General features: G+C 63.2%; 16 protein-coding genes. 11 read left to right on the top strand and 5 right to left on the bottom strand.

Features of this window, described 5'->3' with window-relative positions; all coding sequences use genetic code 11:
- Positions 1 to 3 precede the first annotated feature (3 nt).
- A complete protein-coding gene (locus tag I554_RS0115215; protein ID WP_024574688.1) occupies positions 4 to 930 on the top strand; it encodes a cation transporter in 927 nt (308 codons plus the stop codon).
- A 17-nt stretch (positions 931 to 947) separates the two neighbouring features.
- On the opposite strand, the gene I554_RS0115210 is transcribed toward I554_RS0115215, so the two are convergent.
- Positions 948 to 1,622 carry a Crp/Fnr family transcriptional regulator gene (locus I554_RS0115210; protein WP_024574687.1) on the bottom strand — a complete coding sequence of 225 codons (675 nt, stop codon included), beginning with the start codon at positions 1,620 to 1,622 and terminating at the stop codon, positions 948 to 950.
- Positions 1,623 to 1,892: 270 nt separating this feature from the next.
- Here I554_RS0115210 and I554_RS0115205 point away from each other — a divergent pair, with 270 nt between their 5' ends.
- The 8 genes from I554_RS0115205 (at position 1,893) to I554_RS0115170 (ending at position 11,538) form a co-directional block, all read left to right on the top strand.
- Positions 1,893 to 2,714, top strand: a complete 822-nt coding sequence (locus I554_RS0115205; RefSeq protein WP_024574686.1) for an ABC transporter ATP-binding protein — start codon at positions 1,893 to 1,895, stop codon at positions 2,712 to 2,714.
- Positions 2,711 to 4,642, top strand: a complete 1,932-nt coding sequence (locus I554_RS0115200) for a long-chain fatty acid--CoA ligase (RefSeq protein ID WP_024574685.1) — start codon at positions 2,711 to 2,713, stop codon at positions 4,640 to 4,642. Before I554_RS0115205 ends, I554_RS0115200 begins: the two co-directional genes overlap by 4 nt.
- Positions 4,639 to 5,532: a branched-chain amino acid ABC transporter permease gene (locus I554_RS0115195; protein WP_024574684.1), complete on the top strand. Its 894-nt coding sequence runs from the start codon at positions 4,639 to 4,641 to the stop codon at positions 5,530 to 5,532. The genes I554_RS0115200 and I554_RS0115195 overlap by 4 nt, the downstream gene beginning before the upstream one ends.
- A 2-nt stretch (positions 5,533 to 5,534) precedes the next feature.
- Positions 5,535 to 6,608: a branched-chain amino acid ABC transporter permease gene (locus tag I554_RS0115190; protein WP_024574683.1), complete on the top strand. Its 1,074-nt coding sequence runs from the start codon at positions 5,535 to 5,537 to the stop codon at positions 6,606 to 6,608.
- 57 nt (positions 6,609 to 6,665) lie between these two features.
- Positions 6,666 to 7,946 (top strand): ABC transporter substrate-binding protein, encoded by a 1,281-nt coding sequence (locus I554_RS0115185; RefSeq protein ID WP_024578182.1) that lies wholly within the window; start codon positions 6,666 to 6,668, stop codon positions 7,944 to 7,946.
- Between the two features lie 156 nt (positions 7,947 to 8,102).
- Positions 8,103 to 8,942 (top strand): ABC transporter ATP-binding protein, encoded by an 840-nt coding sequence (locus I554_RS0115180; RefSeq protein ID WP_024578181.1) that lies wholly within the window; start codon positions 8,103 to 8,105, stop codon positions 8,940 to 8,942.
- A 110-nt stretch (positions 8,943 to 9,052) separates the two neighbouring features.
- Entirely contained in the window at positions 9,053 to 10,285 is a 1,233-nt protein-coding gene (locus I554_RS0115175; protein WP_024576246.1) for an AMP-binding protein, read from the top strand.
- 53 nt (positions 10,286 to 10,338) lie between these two features.
- Positions 10,339 to 11,538, top strand: a complete 1,200-nt coding sequence (locus I554_RS0115170; RefSeq protein WP_024576247.1) for a CoA transferase — start codon at positions 10,339 to 10,341, stop codon at positions 11,536 to 11,538.
- A gap of 142 nt (positions 11,539 to 11,680) precedes the next feature.
- Here I554_RS0115170 and I554_RS0115165 read toward each other — a convergent pair whose 3' ends face one another.
- On the bottom strand, positions 11,681 to 13,129 hold the full coding sequence (locus I554_RS0115165; RefSeq protein WP_029659528.1) for a hypothetical protein: 1,449 nt from the start codon (positions 13,127 to 13,129) through the stop codon (positions 11,681 to 11,683).
- 96 nt (positions 13,130 to 13,225) lie between these two features.
- Positions 13,226 to 14,512, bottom strand: a complete 1,287-nt coding sequence (locus I554_RS0115160) for an MFS transporter (protein ID WP_024576249.1) — start codon at positions 14,510 to 14,512, stop codon at positions 13,226 to 13,228.
- Positions 14,513 to 14,767: 255 nt separating this feature from the next.
- Here I554_RS0115160 and I554_RS26435 point away from each other — a divergent pair, with 255 nt between their 5' ends.
- On the top strand, positions 14,768 to 15,049 hold the full coding sequence (locus tag I554_RS26435) for a hypothetical protein (RefSeq protein WP_034473646.1): 282 nt from the start codon (positions 14,768 to 14,770) through the stop codon (positions 15,047 to 15,049).
- On the opposite strand, the gene I554_RS0115155 is transcribed toward I554_RS26435, so the two are convergent.
- The gene (locus I554_RS0115155; protein WP_024576250.1) at positions 14,962 to 16,365 is read right to left on the bottom strand and encodes an amidase family protein; all 1,404 of its coding nucleotides are present in this window, start codon (positions 16,363 to 16,365) and stop codon (positions 14,962 to 14,964) included. The two genes, I554_RS26435 and I554_RS0115155, sit on opposite strands and share 88 nt — an antisense overlap.
- Positions 16,366 to 16,521: 156 nt before the next feature.
- On the opposite strand from I554_RS0115155, the gene I554_RS0115150 reads away from it, so the two are divergent.
- Positions 16,522 to 16,884: a hypothetical protein gene (locus tag I554_RS0115150; RefSeq protein WP_024576251.1), complete on the top strand. Its 363-nt coding sequence runs from the start codon at positions 16,522 to 16,524 to the stop codon at positions 16,882 to 16,884.
- Between the two features lie 124 nt (positions 16,885 to 17,008).
- On the opposite strand, the gene I554_RS0115145 is transcribed toward I554_RS0115150, so the two are convergent.
- On the bottom strand, positions 17,009 to 18,520 hold the full coding sequence (locus I554_RS0115145; RefSeq protein ID WP_024576252.1) for a tripartite tricarboxylate transporter permease: 1,512 nt from the start codon (positions 18,518 to 18,520) through the stop codon (positions 17,009 to 17,011).
- Positions 18,521 to 18,523: the final 3 nt, after the last annotated feature.

The raw sequence follows: 18,523 nt of genomic DNA, 5'->3' as shown, positions 1-18,523 counted from the left end.
CGCATGAGGACTGAACAAAGCGTTCTGCGCCTGTCGATCGCCGTGACCCTGGCTCTCGCCGGGATGGGGATTCTGTTCGGCCTTCTGTCGGGCTCCTACGCGATTGTTTTCGACGGCGTCTATGCGCTGATCGACGCTGTGATGACGATCCTCGCGCTGCTGGTGTCCAACCTGATCGCGGCATCCACGCGCGAAGGCGGCTCCAAATCCCGGTTCATCGCGCAGTTCACCATGGGCTTCTGGCATCTGGAGCCGATGGTTCTCGGCCTGAACGGCATCCTGCTGATCGGCGCAGCGATCTATGCGCTGATCACCGCCATCGGCAGCCTGCTGGCGGGAGGGCGCGAACTCGCCTTCGATCAGGCGATTATCTACGCCATCGTGATAACGCTCGCCGCAATCGGCATGGCGATCTTCGACCTCAGGGCCAACCGGACCATCCGGTCCAACTTCGTCGCCCTCGACGCCAAAGCATGGATGATGTCGGCGGCGCTGACGGCCGCCCTGCTCGCGGCTTTTGTCTTCGGCTACATGATTCAGGGCACCAGCCTGAAATGGATGTCGCCCTATATCGACCCCGCCGCGCTGGCGATCGTCTGTCTGATTGTCATTCCAATCCCGATCGGCACCGTGCGTCAGGCGCTGGCGGACGCCCTGCTGGTCACGCCGCCCGATCTGATGCAGCACGTCGAAGAGATCGCCCGGCAGATCGTGCTGCGCTATCAGTTCCTGTCCTACCGGGCCTATGTCGCGCGCGTCGGCCGTGGCCGGCAGATCGAGTTGTACTTCATCGTTCCGGCCGGCCTGCCGCCCAAGCGTCTCGAGGAATGGGACAAGATCCGCGACGAGATCGGCGAGGCCATCGGCAACGACACGCCCGACCGCTGGCTGTCGATTGTGTTCACAACTGATCTGGAATGGGCGGAGTGAAGCCGTGCCGCTTCGCCCTACTCCCCATATCCGCGCAGCCGCTCCAGATCGACCACCGTCACGCCGCCGTATTCGAGCCGGAGCAGCCCTTCCTTCTCCAGCGTCTTGAGGCACTGGTTGGCGTTCTGCCGCGAGATGCCGGAGATGGCGCCGAGCTCTTCCTGCGTGATGTCGAGATGGCGCGAATGATCCGGATACAGGATCGGATTGAACAGCGACGCGATCGAGCGCGCGAGGCGCGCCTTCGCATCCAGCATCCGGCCGTATTCGACCAGGCCCATGAACTGCCCGAGGCGCTCGTTCAACAGCCCCACCAGAAAGCGGTTGAACGCCACGCTGTTCTCGAACAGCCAGAAGAAGGTGGCGCGGTCCATCAGCGCCAGGCGCGTGTCGCGCAGGGCCACCGCGTCATAACGCCTCGCCTCGTTCTTGAGCACGGTTCCTTCGCCGAACCAGGCGCCGTTGGTCATGCCGGTGAAGCTGACCGCCTTGCCGTCGCGCGAACCGGTGCCGATCCGCACCAGCCCAGTGACCACGCCCATCCAGTATTCGAAATGATCCCCGCGCATGCAGATGAATTCGTTCGCGCCGAAGGATTTCTCGATCACGCCAGCACGCGCGACTTCGATTTCCCGCTCGTTCAGGCCGCGCGACCAGACCGCAATGCGCTTGAGGTATTCCGCAGAAACCATGCTGTCTCGATCGTCCCCTCGCGTCATGCTGCGACGCAGTAAACCGTCCTTTGGTATACCGCGCACGCTGTGAAATTGCCCAATGAATTGTCAGGCACAAGACATTTCAATGTCGCGGATTGCCGTAAGGACGGCTACGGCAAATGCGTCCTGCGGCGCAAAACATCAATAGTAGAATGGCTTGCCAGGGCCCCCCGGTATAGGATCGGGCCCGTGGTTATCGGACCATAGATAAAGAGCGCGCCAAGCGCCGTATCTGGGAGGAATTGAGTGGCTTACGCATTGGAGGTGCGGGGGGTCTCACTACGGTTCGGCGGCGTGCGCGCCCTGACCGATGTGAGTTTCGGCGTCAACGAAGGCGAACTGTTTTCGATCATCGGCCCCAACGGCGCCGGCAAGACCTCGATCGTCAACTGCGTCTCCGGCCGCTACACCCCGACGGAAGGACAGCTTTTCTATCAGGGCCGCGATATCACGGGGCTGAAGCCGAATGCGCGTGCCGCGCTCGGCATCGGCCGCACGTTCCAGAATCTCGCGCTGTTCCACCATATGACCGTGCTCGACAACATCATGGTCGGGCGGCATCACCTCCTGAAAAACAATTTCATCACCGGCTCGCTCTACTGGCTGACCGGCGCGCGGCGCGAAGAACTCGAACACCGCCGCAAGGTGGAAGAGATCATCGACTTCCTCGACCTGCAGTCCGTGCGCAAGGCGACCGCAGGCACCCTCTCCTACGGCCTGCGCAAGCGCGTCGAACTCGCGCGCGCGATGGCGCTGGAGCCGAAACTCATTCTTCTCGACGAGCCGATGGCCGGCATGAACTTCGAAGAGAAGGAAGACATGGCCCGCTACATCGTCGATCTCAATGAAGAGTACGGGATGACGGTGATGATGATCGAGCACGACATGGGCGTCGTGATGGATATTTCCCACCGCGTCACCGTGCTGGATTTCGGCCGCAAGATCGCCGAGGGCCTGCCCGCCGACGTGCTGGACGATCCGCATGTGCGCAAGGCCTATCTCGGCGAGGAAGACGAAGTGCTCGATGCGCTCGACGACACCAATCCTGTCGCGGAGGCCACGGCATGATGGACTATGCAGGCCGCGTCGCACAGGCCGACACCTACCCCAAGATGCTGCGGCTCAATGCGGCGGAGCACGGCAACGAGATTGCGCTGCGCGAAAAGGACTTCGGTCTCTGGCGCGTGTTCACCTGGAACGACTATCAGAACCGCGTGCGTGATTTCACGCTGGGCATGGTTGAACTCGGCATCAAGCGCGGCGACGTGATCGGCATTATCGGCGACAACCGGCCGGACTGGGTCGCCGCTGAAATCGCGGCCCATGCCGTCGGCGGCATGTCGCTCGGCATGTACCGCGAGTCGCTGCCCGAGGAAGTGCTGTATCTCCTGACCTACGGCGAGACCAAGATCGTGTTCGCCGAGGACGAAGAGCAGGTCGACAAGCTGCTCGAACTCGGCGACCGCGCGCCGCATCTCAAGCACATCGTCTATTCCGATCCGCGCGGCATGCGCAAATACAACGATCCGCGCCTGCTCGACGCCGACAAGCTGGCGAAGATGGGCCGCGACCGCGCCGCGCGCGAGCCGCAGCTTTACGATCAACTGGTGGACGCGACCAAAGGCGATGACGTCGCCATTCTCTGCACGACGTCCGGCACCACATCGAACCCCAAGCTCGCCATGCTGGCGGCGGGCCGCGTGCTCCGCCACTGCGCGAACTATCTCGCCTTCGATCCCAAAGGCCCGGACGACGAGTACGTCTCGGTGCTGCCCCTGCCCTGGATCATGGAGCAGGTGTACGCGCTCGGCAAAGGTCTGCTCTCGCGGATGAAGGTCAACTTCGTCGAAGAGCCGGACACGATGATGAACGACTTCCGCGAGATCGCGCCGACCTTCGTGCTGTTTGCACCGCGCATCTGGGAAGCCATTGCCGCCGATGTCCGCGCCCGCGTGATGGATGCCTCGCCGCTCAAGCAGCGGCTTTACGATATCGGCATGAAATCGGGCCTTGCCGCGCTGGCCGAAGGCAAGCATTCGGCGCTGGCCGACACCCTGCTGTTCCGCGCCCTGCGCGACCGCCTCGGCTTTTCGCGGCTGCGTTCCGCGGCCACCGGCGGCGCGGCGCTGGGTCCTGACACCTTCAAGTTCTTCCGCGCCATGGGCGTGCCGCTGCGCACGCTTTACGGCCAGACCGAAACGCTGGGCGCGTTCACGCTGCACAAGCCCGACGAGGTCGATCCCGACACCACCGGCGTGTCGATGGCTGACAGTATCGAGATCGAAATCCGCGATCCCGACATCAACGGCGTCGGCGAGATCGTGGTGCGCCATCCGAACATGTTCTCCGGCTACTACAAGAACGAGGCGGCCACCGCCGTCGATATGCGCGACGGCTGGATGCATTCCGGCGACGCCGGCTACTTCAACAAGGCGAAGCAGCTTGTGGTCATCGACCGCATCAAGGATCTGGCGCAGACCTCGCGCGGCGACCGTTTCTCGCCGCAATACATCGAGAACAAGCTGAAGTTCTCGCCCTATGTCGCCGAAGCCGTGGTGCTGGGCGACGGGCGCGACTATCTCGCGGCCATGCTCTGCATCCGCTTCTCCATCGTCTCGAAGTGGGCGGAGAAGAACCGGCTGTCCTTCACGACGTATACCGACCTCTCCTCGCGGCCCGAGACCTATGAGCTGCTGCGCAAGGAAGTCGAGGCGGTCAACGCCACGCTGCCGCCGGCGCAGCGCATCTCCAAGTTCCTGCTGCTCTACAAGGAACTCGATGCCGACGACGGCGAACTGACACGCACCCGCAAGGTCCGCCGCACCGTCATCAACGAGAAGTATGGCGACATCATCAACGCCATCTATGGCGACAGACCCGACATCGACATCGACACCGTGATCCGCTTCCAGGACGGCACCACCCAGCGCATCCGCTGCACCCTGCCGGTGATCGACCTTGAAGCCCGAAACAAGACGGCGGAGGCCGCCGAGTGAACACCCAGCTTCTGATCCAACTCCTCATCAACGGCCTTGTCGTCGGCACCCTCTATGGCGTCGTCGCCATGTCGTTCGTGCTGATCTACAAGGCCACGCAGGTGGTCAACTTCGCGCAGGGCGAACTGCTGCTGATCGGCGCATGGGTGTGCTGGTGGCTGCTGACCAAATATCAGGTGCCGTTCTATCTCGGCATGCCGATCACGCTGGTGTTCATGTTCTTGTTCGGCATCGCGATCCAGCTCGTGATCCTGCGCCCGATGATCGGCGAGCCGATCATTTCGGTGATCATGGTGACCATCGCGCTGTCCACGGTGTTCTCGGCGCTGATGAAGTGGATGTTCGGCGTCAACCTGCAGCCGTTCCCGCGCATCTTCAACACCCAGCTCGTCAACATCTTCGGGCTTCAGGTGCAGACCGTCTACCTTCTCAGCCTCGCGGTCTCGGTGGCGATGATGGGCGGCATGGCGTGGTTCTTCAAGGTCTCGAAATACGGCCTTGCGATGCGCGCCACCGCGTTCAACCAGCAGGTCGCTCAGTCGCTCGGCATTTCGGTGAAGAGCGTGTTCGCGATGGCCTGGGCGATTTCCGCAACCGTGTCGGCGGTCGCCGGCGTCGTTGTCGCCGTGGTCAACGGCGTCTCGGCCGGCCTTGCCGCCTACGGCATCAAGGTGTTTCCGGCGGCGATCCTCGGCGGCCTCGACAGCGTCGGCGGCGCGGTGATCGGCGGCATCATCATCGGACTGCTTGAGAACCTCGCGCACTTCGTCGACAGCGAGTACCTGCACTGGGGCAATCTGTTCGAGATCGCGCCGTTCTACGCCCTCATCATCATCCTGATGATCAAGCCTTACGGCCTGTTCGGCACCAAAGACATCGAGCGTATCTGATCATGGCAGGCCAGACCCTTCTCCCCGCAGGCGACTACCGCACCACGTACGCGGCCGACACCACCGTGTTTCCGACCACAACCAGCCGGAACATGATGATCCTCGGCATCGTGCTGATCTGTTTCGCGCCCTATGTGCTGAACGAATACAGCCTCAGCCTGCTGATCCAGATCGGCATCTTCGGCATCGCCGCCCTCGGCCTCAACATCGTGGTGGGCTTTACCGGACAGATCTCCATTGGCCATGCCGCCTTCTTCGGCTTCGGCGCGTTCACCTCGGCCTATGTGTCGAGCAAGCTGCACGTTCCGGTGTTCTTCGCCATTCCGCTGTCAGGCCTCGTGACCGCGCTGGTCGGGCTGATCTTCGGCCTCCCCGCCGCGCGGCTGAAGGGGCTTTACCTCGCGATCGCGACATTGGCCGCGCAGTTCATCCTGCTCGACTTCTTCTCGCGCGCCGAGTGGTTCACCGGTGGCAGCGTTCCGGCCCATGCCGATGCGTTCTCGATCTTCGGCAAGACCCTGCGCGGCGACCGGCAGTATTTCTATGTCGTGCTGGCCTATGTGATCGTCTGTTATCTGCTCGTCACAAACCTGATGCGGACCCGTGACGGGCGCGCGCTGGTCGCGGTGCGCGACCATTACCTGTCAGCCGAAATCATGGGCATCAACCTCACCAAATACCGAACACTTTCGTTCGGATTGGCTGCATTCTTCGCCGGCGTCGGCGGCGCGCTTTACGCGCATTATAATCAAGTCGTCTCCAACGAAGGTTTCGGCATCGACCGCTCGATCATCTTCCTCGCCATGATCATCATCGGCGGCATCGGTTCGATCATGGGCACGCTGCTCGGCACCGCCTTCATGGTGCTGCTGCCGGAATCGATGGAATGGATCAGCGCGGCGCTGAGCGGAAGCTCGATCGATCACGCGCTCGGACTCAAGAACAACATCGCTTTCTTGCGCGAGATGGCCATCGGCGTCATCATCATCATCTTTTTGATCTTCGAGCCGGATGGGCTTGCTCACCGGTGGCGGCAAATCAAGGCTTACTGGAAACTCTACCCGTTCTCGCATTGAGGTCGGAACGGGACAGACAATAAGAAGACCTCGAGAGGAAACCGGAGGATTACGCTTATGACCATGACGAAATTATTGAGTACAGCGTCACTCGCCCTGCTGCTCGGCGGCACCGCCGGCGTGGCTCAGGCGCAGGTTTCGCTGGGCCATCTCGCCGATTATTCCGGCGCGACATCCGATGTCGGAACACCGTACGGACAAGGCGTCGCCGACGCATACGCATGGATCAACAAGAACGGCGGCATCGGCGGAAAACCGGTGAAGATCGACACCGTCGATTACGGCTATCAGGTGCCGCGCGCGATCGCGCAGTACAAGAAGTGGTCGGGCGGCGACAAGGTCGCAGCGATCATCGGATGGGGAACGGCCGATACTGAAGCCCTCACCGGCTTCCTCGCCGAGGACAAGATCCCCGACATGTCGGCGTCGTATTCGGCGGCGTTGTCCGATCCGACAGGCGCAGGCGGCAAGGGCAAGGCAGCGCCCTACAATCTGTTCTACGGCCCGAGCTATTCCGACGCGCTGCGCGGCATGCTGACCTGGGCTGCGGACGACTGGAAGGCCAAGGGAAAATCCGGCAAGCCGAAGTACGTTCACATGGGTGCTAACCATCCATATCCGAACGCGCCGAAGGCCGCAGGTGAAGCGCTCGCCGCCGAACTCGGCTTCGAGGTGCTGCCGGCGATCGTGTTCGCACTCACACCGGGCGACTACAGCGCACAGTGTCTGACGCTGAAGAGCTCGGGTGCGAACTACGCCTATCTCGGCAACACCGCGGGCTCCAACATCTCCGTGCTGAACGCCTGCAAGGCCGCCGGCGTCGACGTGCAGTTCATGGGCAACGTCTGGGGCATGGACGAGAACGCCGCAAAGGCCGCGGGCGCGGCTGCTGACGGCGTCGTATTCCCGTTGCGCACGGCCGTTGCCTGGGGCGGCAACGCACCCGGCATGAAGACCGTGATGGAAATCTCCAAGATGTCCGATGCGGCCGGCACGACCTATCGGCCGGTGCACTACATCGCTGGCGTCTGCACCGCGCTGTACATGAAGGAAGCTGTCGAGTGGGCTGCCAAGAACGGCGGCGCGACCGGCGAGAACGTTCTCAAGGCCTTCCATCAGAAGAAGGATTGGGTGCCGGCCGGAATGGAAGGCGTCTGCAATCCCTCGACCTGGACCGATAAGGACCATCGCCCGACGCTGAAGGTCGACATCTATCGCATGAAGGTCTCCGGCGCGACCGACGCTTCGGTTGCCGACCTCGTCAAGGCCGGCACCATCAAGCTCGACAAGGTCAAGACCGTCGACCTGCCGCGCAAGAACGAATGGCTCGGCTGGTAAGCACTGCTCCCTCTCCCCGCTTTGCGGGGAGAGGGTTGGGGTGAGGGGCAGGACTTCGGTTCGGAACATGGCCCCTCACCCGAACCCTTCGCTACGCTCAGGCTTCGACCTCTCCCCGTAAACGGGGAGAGGTTCAGAAAACCCAGGACGACCGACGTGCAAACAGCCGCTGAACATAACGCCAGGCCAGCCCCGCTCACGACAGCCGCACCGCTGCTGGCCGTACGCAACATCGAAGTCGTTTACGACAACGTCATCCTCGTGTTGCGCGGACTGAGCCTCGACGTGCCGAAGGGTGCGATCGTTGCGCTGCTTGGCGCCAACGGCGCCGGCAAGTCGACCACGCTGAAGGCGATCTCGGGTCTGCTCAAGACCGAGGACGGCGAAGTCACCCGCGGCGAAATCGTGTTCGACGGCGAGCGGGTCGACGGCATCGATCCCGACAAGATCGTGCGCCGCGGAATTTTCCAGGTGATGGAAGGCCGCCGCATCATCGCCGACATGACCTCGCTGGAAAACCTGCGGCTCGGCGCGTTCACCCGCAGCGACAAGAACGTCGATGACGACATCGACATGGTCTACAAGTATTTCCCGCGCCTCAAGGAGCGCACAGGCCTCGCCGGTTATCTCTCCGGCGGCGAACAGCAGATGCTGGCAATCGGCCGCGCGATGATGGCGCGCCCGAAGATGATCCTGATGGACGAGCCGTCGATGGGCCTGTCGCCGCTGCTGGTCAAGGAAGTGTTCGGCATCATCAAGCAGATCAACCGCGACCTCGGCGTCACCATTCTCCTTGTCGAGCAGAACGCGCGCGCGGCCCTCTCGGTCGCGAGCCACGGCTACATCATGGAACAGGGCAAGGTGGTGCTCGACGGCACCGCCGATGAGCTGCGCAACAACGAAGACGTCAAGGAATTCTACCTCGGCGGCGCGGGCGACCAGCGCAAGAGTTTCAAGAACCTGAAGAGCTTCAAGCGCCGCAAGCGCTGGCTGTAACCACATCCGTCATTGCGAGCGGAGCGAAGCAATCCATAGGCAGCAGCGCCAGGCAAGGCTGGATTGCTTCGTCGCTTCGCTCCTCGCAATGACGAACAAATGGACTACCGATGACCAACTATTACGACGCCCTCGAAACACGTTCGCAGTCCGAGCGCGAGGCCGACATGTTCGCGCGGCTGCCCGGCGTGCTGGCCGCGGCGGCAAAGGCGCCCGCCTATGCGGCACACTTCGGGGGCATCGACCTGAAATCCATCACCAGCCGCGACGCACTGGCGAAACTTCCGGTGCTGCGCAAGTCCGAGCTGCCTGCCCTGCACAGGGCCGCGCCGCCGTTCGGCGGCTTCGTGGCCTCAAATGCGGGATCGTTCGGCCGGCTGTTCACTTCGCCCGGACCGATCTTCGAGCCGGAAACTGCCGCTGACGATCCGTGGCGCGGCGCGCGCGCGATCTTCGCTGCGGGTTTTCGTCCGGGCGACATCGTGCTCAATACTTTCAGCTATCACCTCACGCCTGGCGGCTTCATCTTCGACACGTCGGCCCGCGCGCTCGGCTGCGCCGTGATTCCGGCGGGACCCGGCAACACCGAGCAGCAGTTCGAACTGATCGAAGCCTATCGGCCGGTCGGCTACTCCGGCACACCCGACTTCCTGAAGATCCTGCTCGATGCGGCGGACAAGACCGGACGCGACGCGTCCTCGATCAAGCGCGCGGTGGTGTCCGGCGCGGCGTTCCCGAAATCCCTGCAGGAAGAAATGAAGGCGCGCGGCATCGATGCCTATCAGAACTTCGGCACCGCCGATCTCGGCATCATCGCCTATGAGACCAAGGCGCGCGAAGGCCTCGTGGTCAATGAGAACATCATCGTTGAAATCGTGCGCCCCGGAACCGGCGATCCGGTGGCCGAGGGCGACGTCGGCGAGATTGTCGTGACCACGCTGGATACACATCACCCGGTCGTTCGCCTGGCGCTCGGCGATCTCAGCGCCGTGCTGAGCGGACCGAGCCCCTGCGGGCGGACCAGCATGCGCATCAAGGGCTGGATGGGCCGCGCCGACCAGACCACCAAGGTCAAGGGGATGTTCGTGCGCCCGGAACAGATCGCCGAAATCGGCAAGCGGCACCCGGAACTGGGCCGCCTCCGCCTGATTGTGACCCGCGACAGCGAGACCGACGCGATGACGCTTTCGGCCGAAACTGCAACCCCCGCTGACGCATTGCGGGATGCGGTTGCGTCGACCCTGCGTGCCGTGACAAAGCTGTCCGGCAATGTCACTTTCGTCAGCCCGGGGTCTCTGCCCAACGACGGCAAGGCGATTTCGGACGAACGCAAAAACGATTGACGGGCCGCCTACCCCACCGGCGGCCCTGACAGAAACACAGGGAACACGCCGAAATGGGAATTTTCGAAGGTCTCAAGGTCATCGACTGCGCGAGTTTCATCGCGGCACCATCCTCCGCCACCGCGCTGTCCGACTTCGGGGCCGACGTCATCAAGATCGAGCCGCCGGGTGCCGGCGATCCGGTCCGCAACCTGCCCCACCTGCCGGGATATCCGATCAGCCCCCACAACTATGCGTGGATGCTGGAGGGCCGTAACAAGAAGAGCCTCGCGCTCGATCTGAGCAAACCCGAGGGTCAGGCCGTGCTGCGCAAGCTCGCCACCGAATGCGACGTGTTCATCACCAACTTCCCGCCGCCGGTGCGCAAGAAGCTCGGCGTCACCTACAAGGATCTCGCGCCGCTCAACAGCCGCCTGATCTACGCCTCGTTCACCGGCTACGGCGAGACCGGCGCGGAGGCCGACAAGCCGGGCTTCGACAGCAATGCCTGGTGGGCGCGTTCCGGCCTGATGGACCTCGTTCGCGAAACCGACGAGACCACGCCTGCCCGTTCGATGCCCGGCATGGGCGATCATCCCTGCGCCATGTCGCTGTTCGCCGGCATCGTCACCGCCCTCTATCAGCGAGAGAAGACCGGCAAGGGCACGCAGGTGATGTCGAATCTCATGGTGAACGGCATCTGGTCGAACGGCATCTACGCGCAGGCTGCGCTGTGCGGCGCGACCTTCCAGAAGCGCCCGCCGCGTGACCGCGCGCTGAACGCCGTGACCTGCCACTACAAGTGCGCCGACGACCGCTGGATCATCCTGTCGCTGCTCAACGAAGAGAAGCAGTTCCCGGTGTTCGCCAAGGTAATCGAGCGCGAGGACCTGCTGGCCGATCCGCGCTTCGAAACCAAGCCCGCACGCCACAAGCATGCGCCGGAACTGATCGCGATCCTCGATAAGGTGTTCGCGACCAAGCCGCTGGCGCACTGGCGCAAGGCACTCGACGGCAACGGACTCATTTTCGGCGTGGTCGGCATTCCGCAGGACATTCCGGACGACGAGCAGATGCGCGTGACCGAGGCTGTCGTGCCGTTCGCCGACAGCGACCTGCGCACCATCAACACGCCGATCTTCATCGAGGGTGCGAAGAAGGTACAGCCGCGCATGGCGCCGAACGTCGGACAACACAGCGACGAGGTGCTGGCGGCGGCGGGCTTCAACGCCGCCGAAATCGCCAAGATGCGCGCCGCGGGAATCGTGGCTTAACCCCCTCTCCCCGCATGCGGGGAGAGGGTTGGGGTGAGGGGCATTCTGTGCACCAACGGGGTTTATGGCCCCTCACCCGGCTCGCTTCGCGATCCGACCTCTCCCCGTCAACGGGGAGAGGTGAAAGACGCCGCCCGCTCCTTCACTTCTCCTTCGGAAAACAAAACCCCGTGCGCGCATCCTTCGCGCCAGCCGCCTGACACGTCAGGCCGTCAGCACAGGTCCATGACGTAAAGCTCTTGTCGGACGCAACATTCTCGCCCGCGACAGCGCACGTCGCGCCCCAGCCGTTCAGATAGGTCGTCCCGGTCAATTCATTGGCGCGGCGGGCCTGTGGCCGCGCAGAGAAACCGCGCGAGAAATCCGGGCTACGGCCATCGCGAAATGCGCCGAGAACATCGCGGCGGCGCTCTTGATCGCCGAAGAAATGCGGCGACGCTGCCGCCACCACCGCACCTGCCGCCCATTCGGGACGCTCCCTGCCCGGAAAATGAAAACCCCCGACCGCGCGGGTCTGATGGCAGCCGCTGCAGGTCATGTCATCGAGACGGCGCGCGAAGCCTGCCGGAGATTGCAGATTTTCGAGCGGCGCGTTTGCAGATGCCTTCGCTAAAGCCGCAACAATCTCGTCGTCGGCCAACAACTCGCGAGCTCTGTCGTCAGGATTTGTCTGCGCAGGCGTCACGTTGATGACGCTCGTTGCAAGAAAGCGGTCAGGCAGCACGATGGCCCCGCGGTCAAGCTCCGCGATGCGCACCGGATCGAGCAGCCATCCCTTGAAATCCGCAAGCAGCTTTTCATCGCCGCGGATGCGCGCCGCGTCGATCTGGTTCTCCATCGGAGATTCCACAAAATTCAGTCCGTCGAAGCGAAACACCTTCATCAGATAGTCCGCCCGGCCCTCGAAGTCATTCGCATCAGCCGAGGCGCGCGCGATCTGCACATTGATTTCGATCCGGTCGATGGCGTCGCGCGTGATCCATTCCAGCGCACCGCCTTTTGCAGTGAGCATCTCCGTCTGTTCGGATGCGGGCGGCTGATCGGCCAGCGCCAGCCAGCGCCGGGCGAGTTCGGCGCATGTGGTATCCGCGCCTGCAGGCTTCGCCTTCATGACGAGATTGAGCGTCATCGGCAGCCGCGCGGGCGGATCGTCCTTGTTCCTGGAATCGTGATTGGTGATCGGCCGATAGATCAGACGGATTTCGCCGCACGTCTCAGGCGAAACAAATGCGCGGTCCATCCGGTTGACAATGCCTGCCAGATCGAAGCGCGTGCCCGGCGCGTTCAGTGCATCGCGGTCGAACAGAAACAGCGTGTCGAGATCGTCGTGGTGATCGAGGACATACTTGTTGAAATCGCGATCCGCCGTTTCCTGAGCCTGCGTCATCGATGGCAGCGCGAACAGATCGGCGGCTGCGGCGCTAGCTTCCGCACCCAGCAGCCTGCCAAGGCTCAGTCCCGTCTCGTCAAGCTGACGCAGCAGGACGGGGTCAGTGATGGCAGCACCCCGTTCCATCGGCGGAGCAGCGCCCGCCGCGACCGGCAGCAGGCATATGAGACAAAGCATCTGGAGAATTGCGCGCGTTCGCATGGCATTGTTCTGCGACGTCATCGGCGCTTTGCCAAGTCAAAGGTTGGCGAGCAACCGACGATAAAAAGTGCAAGCCTTCCGGAATAAACGCGTGTTCTAGACCGGTGCATCGGCGGGGTCCGCGCCGTCCCGCCATTTGCGCAGCCGCGCCACCGCGATGAACAGCAGCGCTGCGCCTGCCAGCGCCCAGCACAGGATCGGCGTCCATTGCAGCAGCGCCTCGTAAGCGGCATTTTTCGTCAGGCCGCCGCTGACGGCTGCGATGCGCGCGAATGTCGCCAATGCCAATGCGGAGAACATCAGGCCGAGGACCTTGCCCTCAGCACCGCCGCTGACCGCGATGGCGGCTGCGACCGCGCTCATCAGGATGCAGCCCCATGCCGCACCGGCGAGGAACTGCATGGCGATCATGGTGTTCAGCCCGGCCGCGTTCTCCATACCGAACACCGCGCCGGCGCCCAATAGTCCTGCGCAGCCGATCACCAGCAGTCCGCCGAGCCGCCGCGTGATGAAGCTTGCCGGAAACATCGCGATGTTGAAGCCGATCCAGTACACCGGCATCAGCCATTGCAGGTCGGGCTGCTTGGCGAAGCGCAGAAACAATTGCGCACTGTTGACGCTGAAATGCAGCTGATAGCCGAGCGCGAGAACAAGCATCGCGGCAATAAAGACGAGCGCGAGAACGCCCCATGATTTCGGCACCGCGAGCGGCGTGCGTTCCGGCGCGCTCAGCTTCCCCTCGCGCAGCCGGCGCTCGATCCACGACATCGAGAGCGCGGTGAGCAGCAGCACCACCGTGGAGATCACAAACGGGATGCGCGGATCGTGATTGCGCAGCACGACGCCAAGATACGGCGAGATCGCACCGGCGATGCCGTAGCCCAGCATCGTGAGGCACGACAGGATCGGAATCGATGGCTTCGCGGCAAACTTCCCGAGCAAGGCGAGCGGCGGCGCACGCAGCGCCGACGACGTCACCACCCAGGTCATGGTAAGCGCGATCAGCACGATCTTCGCATCCGGTCCGAGTTCGGCGACGAACGGCAGCGCGAGGAACGCAGCGCACGAGACCACCGTCAGCCAGATCACGACACGGCTGAGCCGTCCGACAATCGGTGTCATGCGGTCTGCCGCGATACCCATCAGCGTGTCGGTGATGGTGAAGACGGCCTGATCGACCAGAAGGATGACAACCACCGCGCCGGGCGGCAGTCCGACCTTTGCAGCGAGCTGCGGCAGGTAGACGACATAAACGGTCCAGCCCAGCGTGAAGAACAGTTGCAGCAGCGCGAGATAGACGCCGACCTTGCCGTTGCCGCCGGCGACGGCAGTCTCACGCGTATTTGCTGGATCGCTCCGCTCCGCCGTTTTGACCACGCTCATGTCCGCCCCAGCCAAACACCTGTTAAACAATAGGACCGGCGCTTGCGCCGTCGCAAGCGGCGGCGGATCGGCCGTTTTGGTTGGACGCCCCGGCAGCAAGCCCGGTTCAACGCCGAATTGCCTCGTTGCGCCAAGGGATTGCCCGGCGAATCACGTTTTGGTGGAAAGTTCGGCGGTCTGCGGGACTCGCCCTGAACGATTCGCTAACATCGGCGTTGGTGACTGCAGGCCAGACGCAGACACAGGAGCCGCACCATGACGACGGCCAAAGCAGCGACAGAGGCTGTCTCGTTCGACGAGCAAATCAAACATGCCCGTGAACTCGTCATCGAAGGGCACCGCCTGCTTTATGTCGCCAACCGCGATCTTAAGGCCGGACGCAGCGTCGTCCGGCGCACGCAGCAGCTTCTCGCCGACACGGAAAGCGTCTTCAACGCCAAGCGCCGCTTTCAGGCCGATACCGGATCAATCGGGCTTGGCGGCACACCGCCCGCCTCGATGGCCTCGCCCGCCGCAAGGCAAAGGTCCTCTCTGTAACGTCCCGCCACGATCTGCACACCGACTGGCACGCGGCCGACCAGACCGGTCGAGACCGTCAGGCCCGGCATACCGATGAACGGCAGCGCAATCTGCGGCATCTGCGCCCGAAGCACACGGTGCAGCGAGGCATCGCCCTTGAGATCGAGCTGCCATTCAAAGGGCAGTTCGCCGCAGGGCGGCATCACGATCACGGCATAGGTCTCGAAGAACATCTCCCACGCACGCACCAGCGTCGCGCGCCGGGTCAGCAGTTTTGAGAACGCCGCGAGATCGAGCGCGCGCGCTACCGATTCCTGGTCGCGCAGAACGGCCAGCGCGCCGGGATCGCCCTCGCGCTCGGCCATGTCCCGCAACGCGTCATAGCCGTCCGACAGCCAGAGCTTCATCTGCAGGTCGGCCGCCTCGGCGAACGGCGGGATCTCCGTGATCTCCTCGACAATCCAGCCCGCCCGCTCCAGCCGCCTGCCCGCATCGGCGACGGCGTCGCTGACCTCTTTCACGGTGTCCAGGCCATCCGGGCGCAGGCAGATCGCCGCGCGCTTCTCCCGGCTCGGCCCTTCCAGCGGCGCGGGCACCCACCACGGATCGCGCGGATCGCGCTGCGACATGGCATGGAACGCCAGCCGCACATCGCCGACGGTTCGCGCGAGCGGACCGGAGACCGCCGTGATCTGCGGGCCGATCGGGCGCTCCGGCGACGACGCGTTAAAAGCCGGGATACGCCCGACGGTCGGCCGCAGGCCGTGCACCCCGCAGGCATAGGCCGGGTAGCGGATCGAACCCGCGATGTCGGTGCCATGAGCGATATGACCGATCCCTGCGGTCACGGCCGAAGCCGCCCCGCCCGACGAACCGCCGGGGGTGATGGACGGGTCGCGAGGGTTGCGCGTTTCGCCATGCAACAAATTTGTCGTAAACCAGCGGGAGGAGAAAGCCGGTGTGTTGGTCCGCCCGACAATGACCGCGCCCGCCTTGCGCAAATTGTCCACCACAGGACTGTTGGTCTGCGCCACAAGGTCACGCTGCAGCTTCAATCCGTTCGTGGTAGCGAATCCGGCCTGATCGACGTTGACCTTGATGGTGATCGGCACACCGGCGAGCGTCCCGGGATCCGAGCCCTTCGCAATCGCGGTATCGACCGCGTCGGCCTGCGCCAGTACCTCAACCGGCCGGTGGTCGATCACTGCATTGAGTACCGGGTTGACTGCGTTCAGCCGGTCAAGGGCGGCCTGAGCGGCTTCCCTGGCGGATATTTTTCGGGAACGGATGTGCGACGCAAGTTTAGTAGCCGAGAGACGCCAGATGTCGTTCATTGCAATTCCTGACCATAGACCGTTGCTGCATTATTCTTGCGGCCACTATAGTAGCGGCGAAATGCTCCTGCTCAATGGCCCTGACCTGATTTCCGGATTCCTGGGCAATGACGCTTCGGCAATCCGTCCATGACTTGAACTTTCGGGATTTCGACCATGAAGACGATCATCGCCGCCGCCATCACCGGAGTCTTTCTCAGCACAACCGGCATCGCCTTTGCCGCCGAACCCGGAGACAAGGTCAAGATCTCGATCGAGAAATGGCGCAAGCCCGGCTCCAACAACGCCGGCACCGCCGACATCACCGTCACCAACGACAATGACTTCGCCGTGAAGGACATCCGCGTGAAATGCGATTACATGTCCAAGACCGGCGGCCGGAAGATCGAGACCGACCAGAGGTTGGCTGTGACCGTCAAGGCGAAGACCACCAAGCTGTTTAAGAAAACGAAATTCCCGTTCATCGATCAGGAAGCCGCCGAAGGCTCCTGCAAGGTCACCGGCGCGACGCAGGTGTAACTCCTCACGTCATTGCGAACCAACGGGTCCGGCTTCGCCGGCCCGATGATAAACTACGCGAAGCAATACAGCCTTGGACTCAGCTGGATTGCTTCGCCGCTGACGCTCCTCGCAATGACGAATGCTACGCCCTTACCGGGCTTTCCTTGCGTCCGAAGCTCGCGAAGATTCGATCGATCACCGGCCAGAACAGCAGCACGATCGCGAGTGTCGTAATCGAGCCGACAAGGCCGTTCGACCAGAACACCTTCACGCTGCCGCCCGAGCCGATCATCGCGAGACGGAATGCATCTTCCGCGCGGCTGCCGAGCACCAGCGCGAGCGTGAACGGCGCCAGCGGAATGCCGATCTTCTTGAAGACGTAGCCGACCACGCCGAACAGCAGCATCAGCCAGATGTCGAACATCGCGTTCTGGATCGCGTAGGCGCCGATGGCGCAGGACACCACGATCATCGGCGCAATGGCCGCGAACGGCACGCGCAGGATCGAGGCGAAGATCGGAACGGTAGTCAGCACCAGCACGAGGCCGACGACGTTTCCGAGATACATCGAGGCGATCAGGCCCCAGACGAAATCCTTGTGCTCCACGAACAAGAGCGGACCGGGATTGAGGCCCCACACCATCAGGCCGCCGAGCAGGATCGCTGCGGTGCCGGAGCCGGGAATGCCGAGCGCAAGCATCGGCAGCAGCGCGGCGGTGCCCGACGCATGCGCGGCGGTTTCCGGCGCGAACACGCCTTCGATGCGGCCCTTGCCGAAGGATTCCTTCTCCTTGGAAAAACGCTTCGCGAGATTGTAGCCCATGAACGACGCGGCGATCGCGCCACCCGGTGTGATGCCGAGCCAGCAGCCGATGAACGATGAGCGGATCAGCGTGGCCCAGTACTTCGGCAGATCCATCCAGACGCCGAGCACGGTGCGCAGGCTGATGCGGGCCGCATGGCCGCGCAGCGCCAGCCGCTCTTCCATGGTGAGCAGAATTTCGCTGATGCCGAACAGGCCGATCACGGCCACGAGGAAGTTCACACCACGCAGCAGATCGTTCGAGCCGAACGTCATGCGCAGCTGACCCGATACGGTGTCGAGACCGACACCCGCGAGCAGAAGTCCCAGCGCCATGGAGATGACGGTCTTGTGCTTGGCTTCGCGGCCAAGGCCGACGAACGAGCAGAAGGTCAGAAGGTAGACCGCGAAGAATTCAGGCGGGCCGAACTTCAACGCAAAACCGGCAATGCTCGGCGCGAGGAATGTGATCAGCATCACTGCGACCAGCGAGCCGATGAAGGATGACGTGAAGGCAGCCGTCAGTGCTTCCGCGGCCTTGCCCTGCTGGGCCATCGGATAGCCGTCGAAGGTGGTCGCGACCGACCAGGCTTCGCCGGGAATGTTGAACAGGATCGAGGTGATCGCGCCGCCGAACAGCGCGCCCCAATAGATGCATGACAGCATCACGATCGCCGATGTGGGGTCCATCGAGAATGTGAGCGGCAGCAGGATCGCGACGCCATTGGGGCCGCCAAGCCCCGGCAGCACGCCGACGAAAATGCCGAGTACCAGCCCGACCATCATCAGCGCGAGAATCTTCCACGTGAAGAGAACCGCGAAACCGTGAAACAAGAGGCCAAGTGCTTCCATGAT

It is taken from the genome of Afipia sp. OHSU_II-C1, assembly GCF_000497575.1.
Lineage (GTDB): Bacteria > Pseudomonadota > Alphaproteobacteria > Rhizobiales > Xanthobacteraceae > Afipia.
The sequence above is the reverse complement of the archived record's forward strand: the minus strand, read 5'-3'. Positions and strand labels throughout refer to the sequence as shown.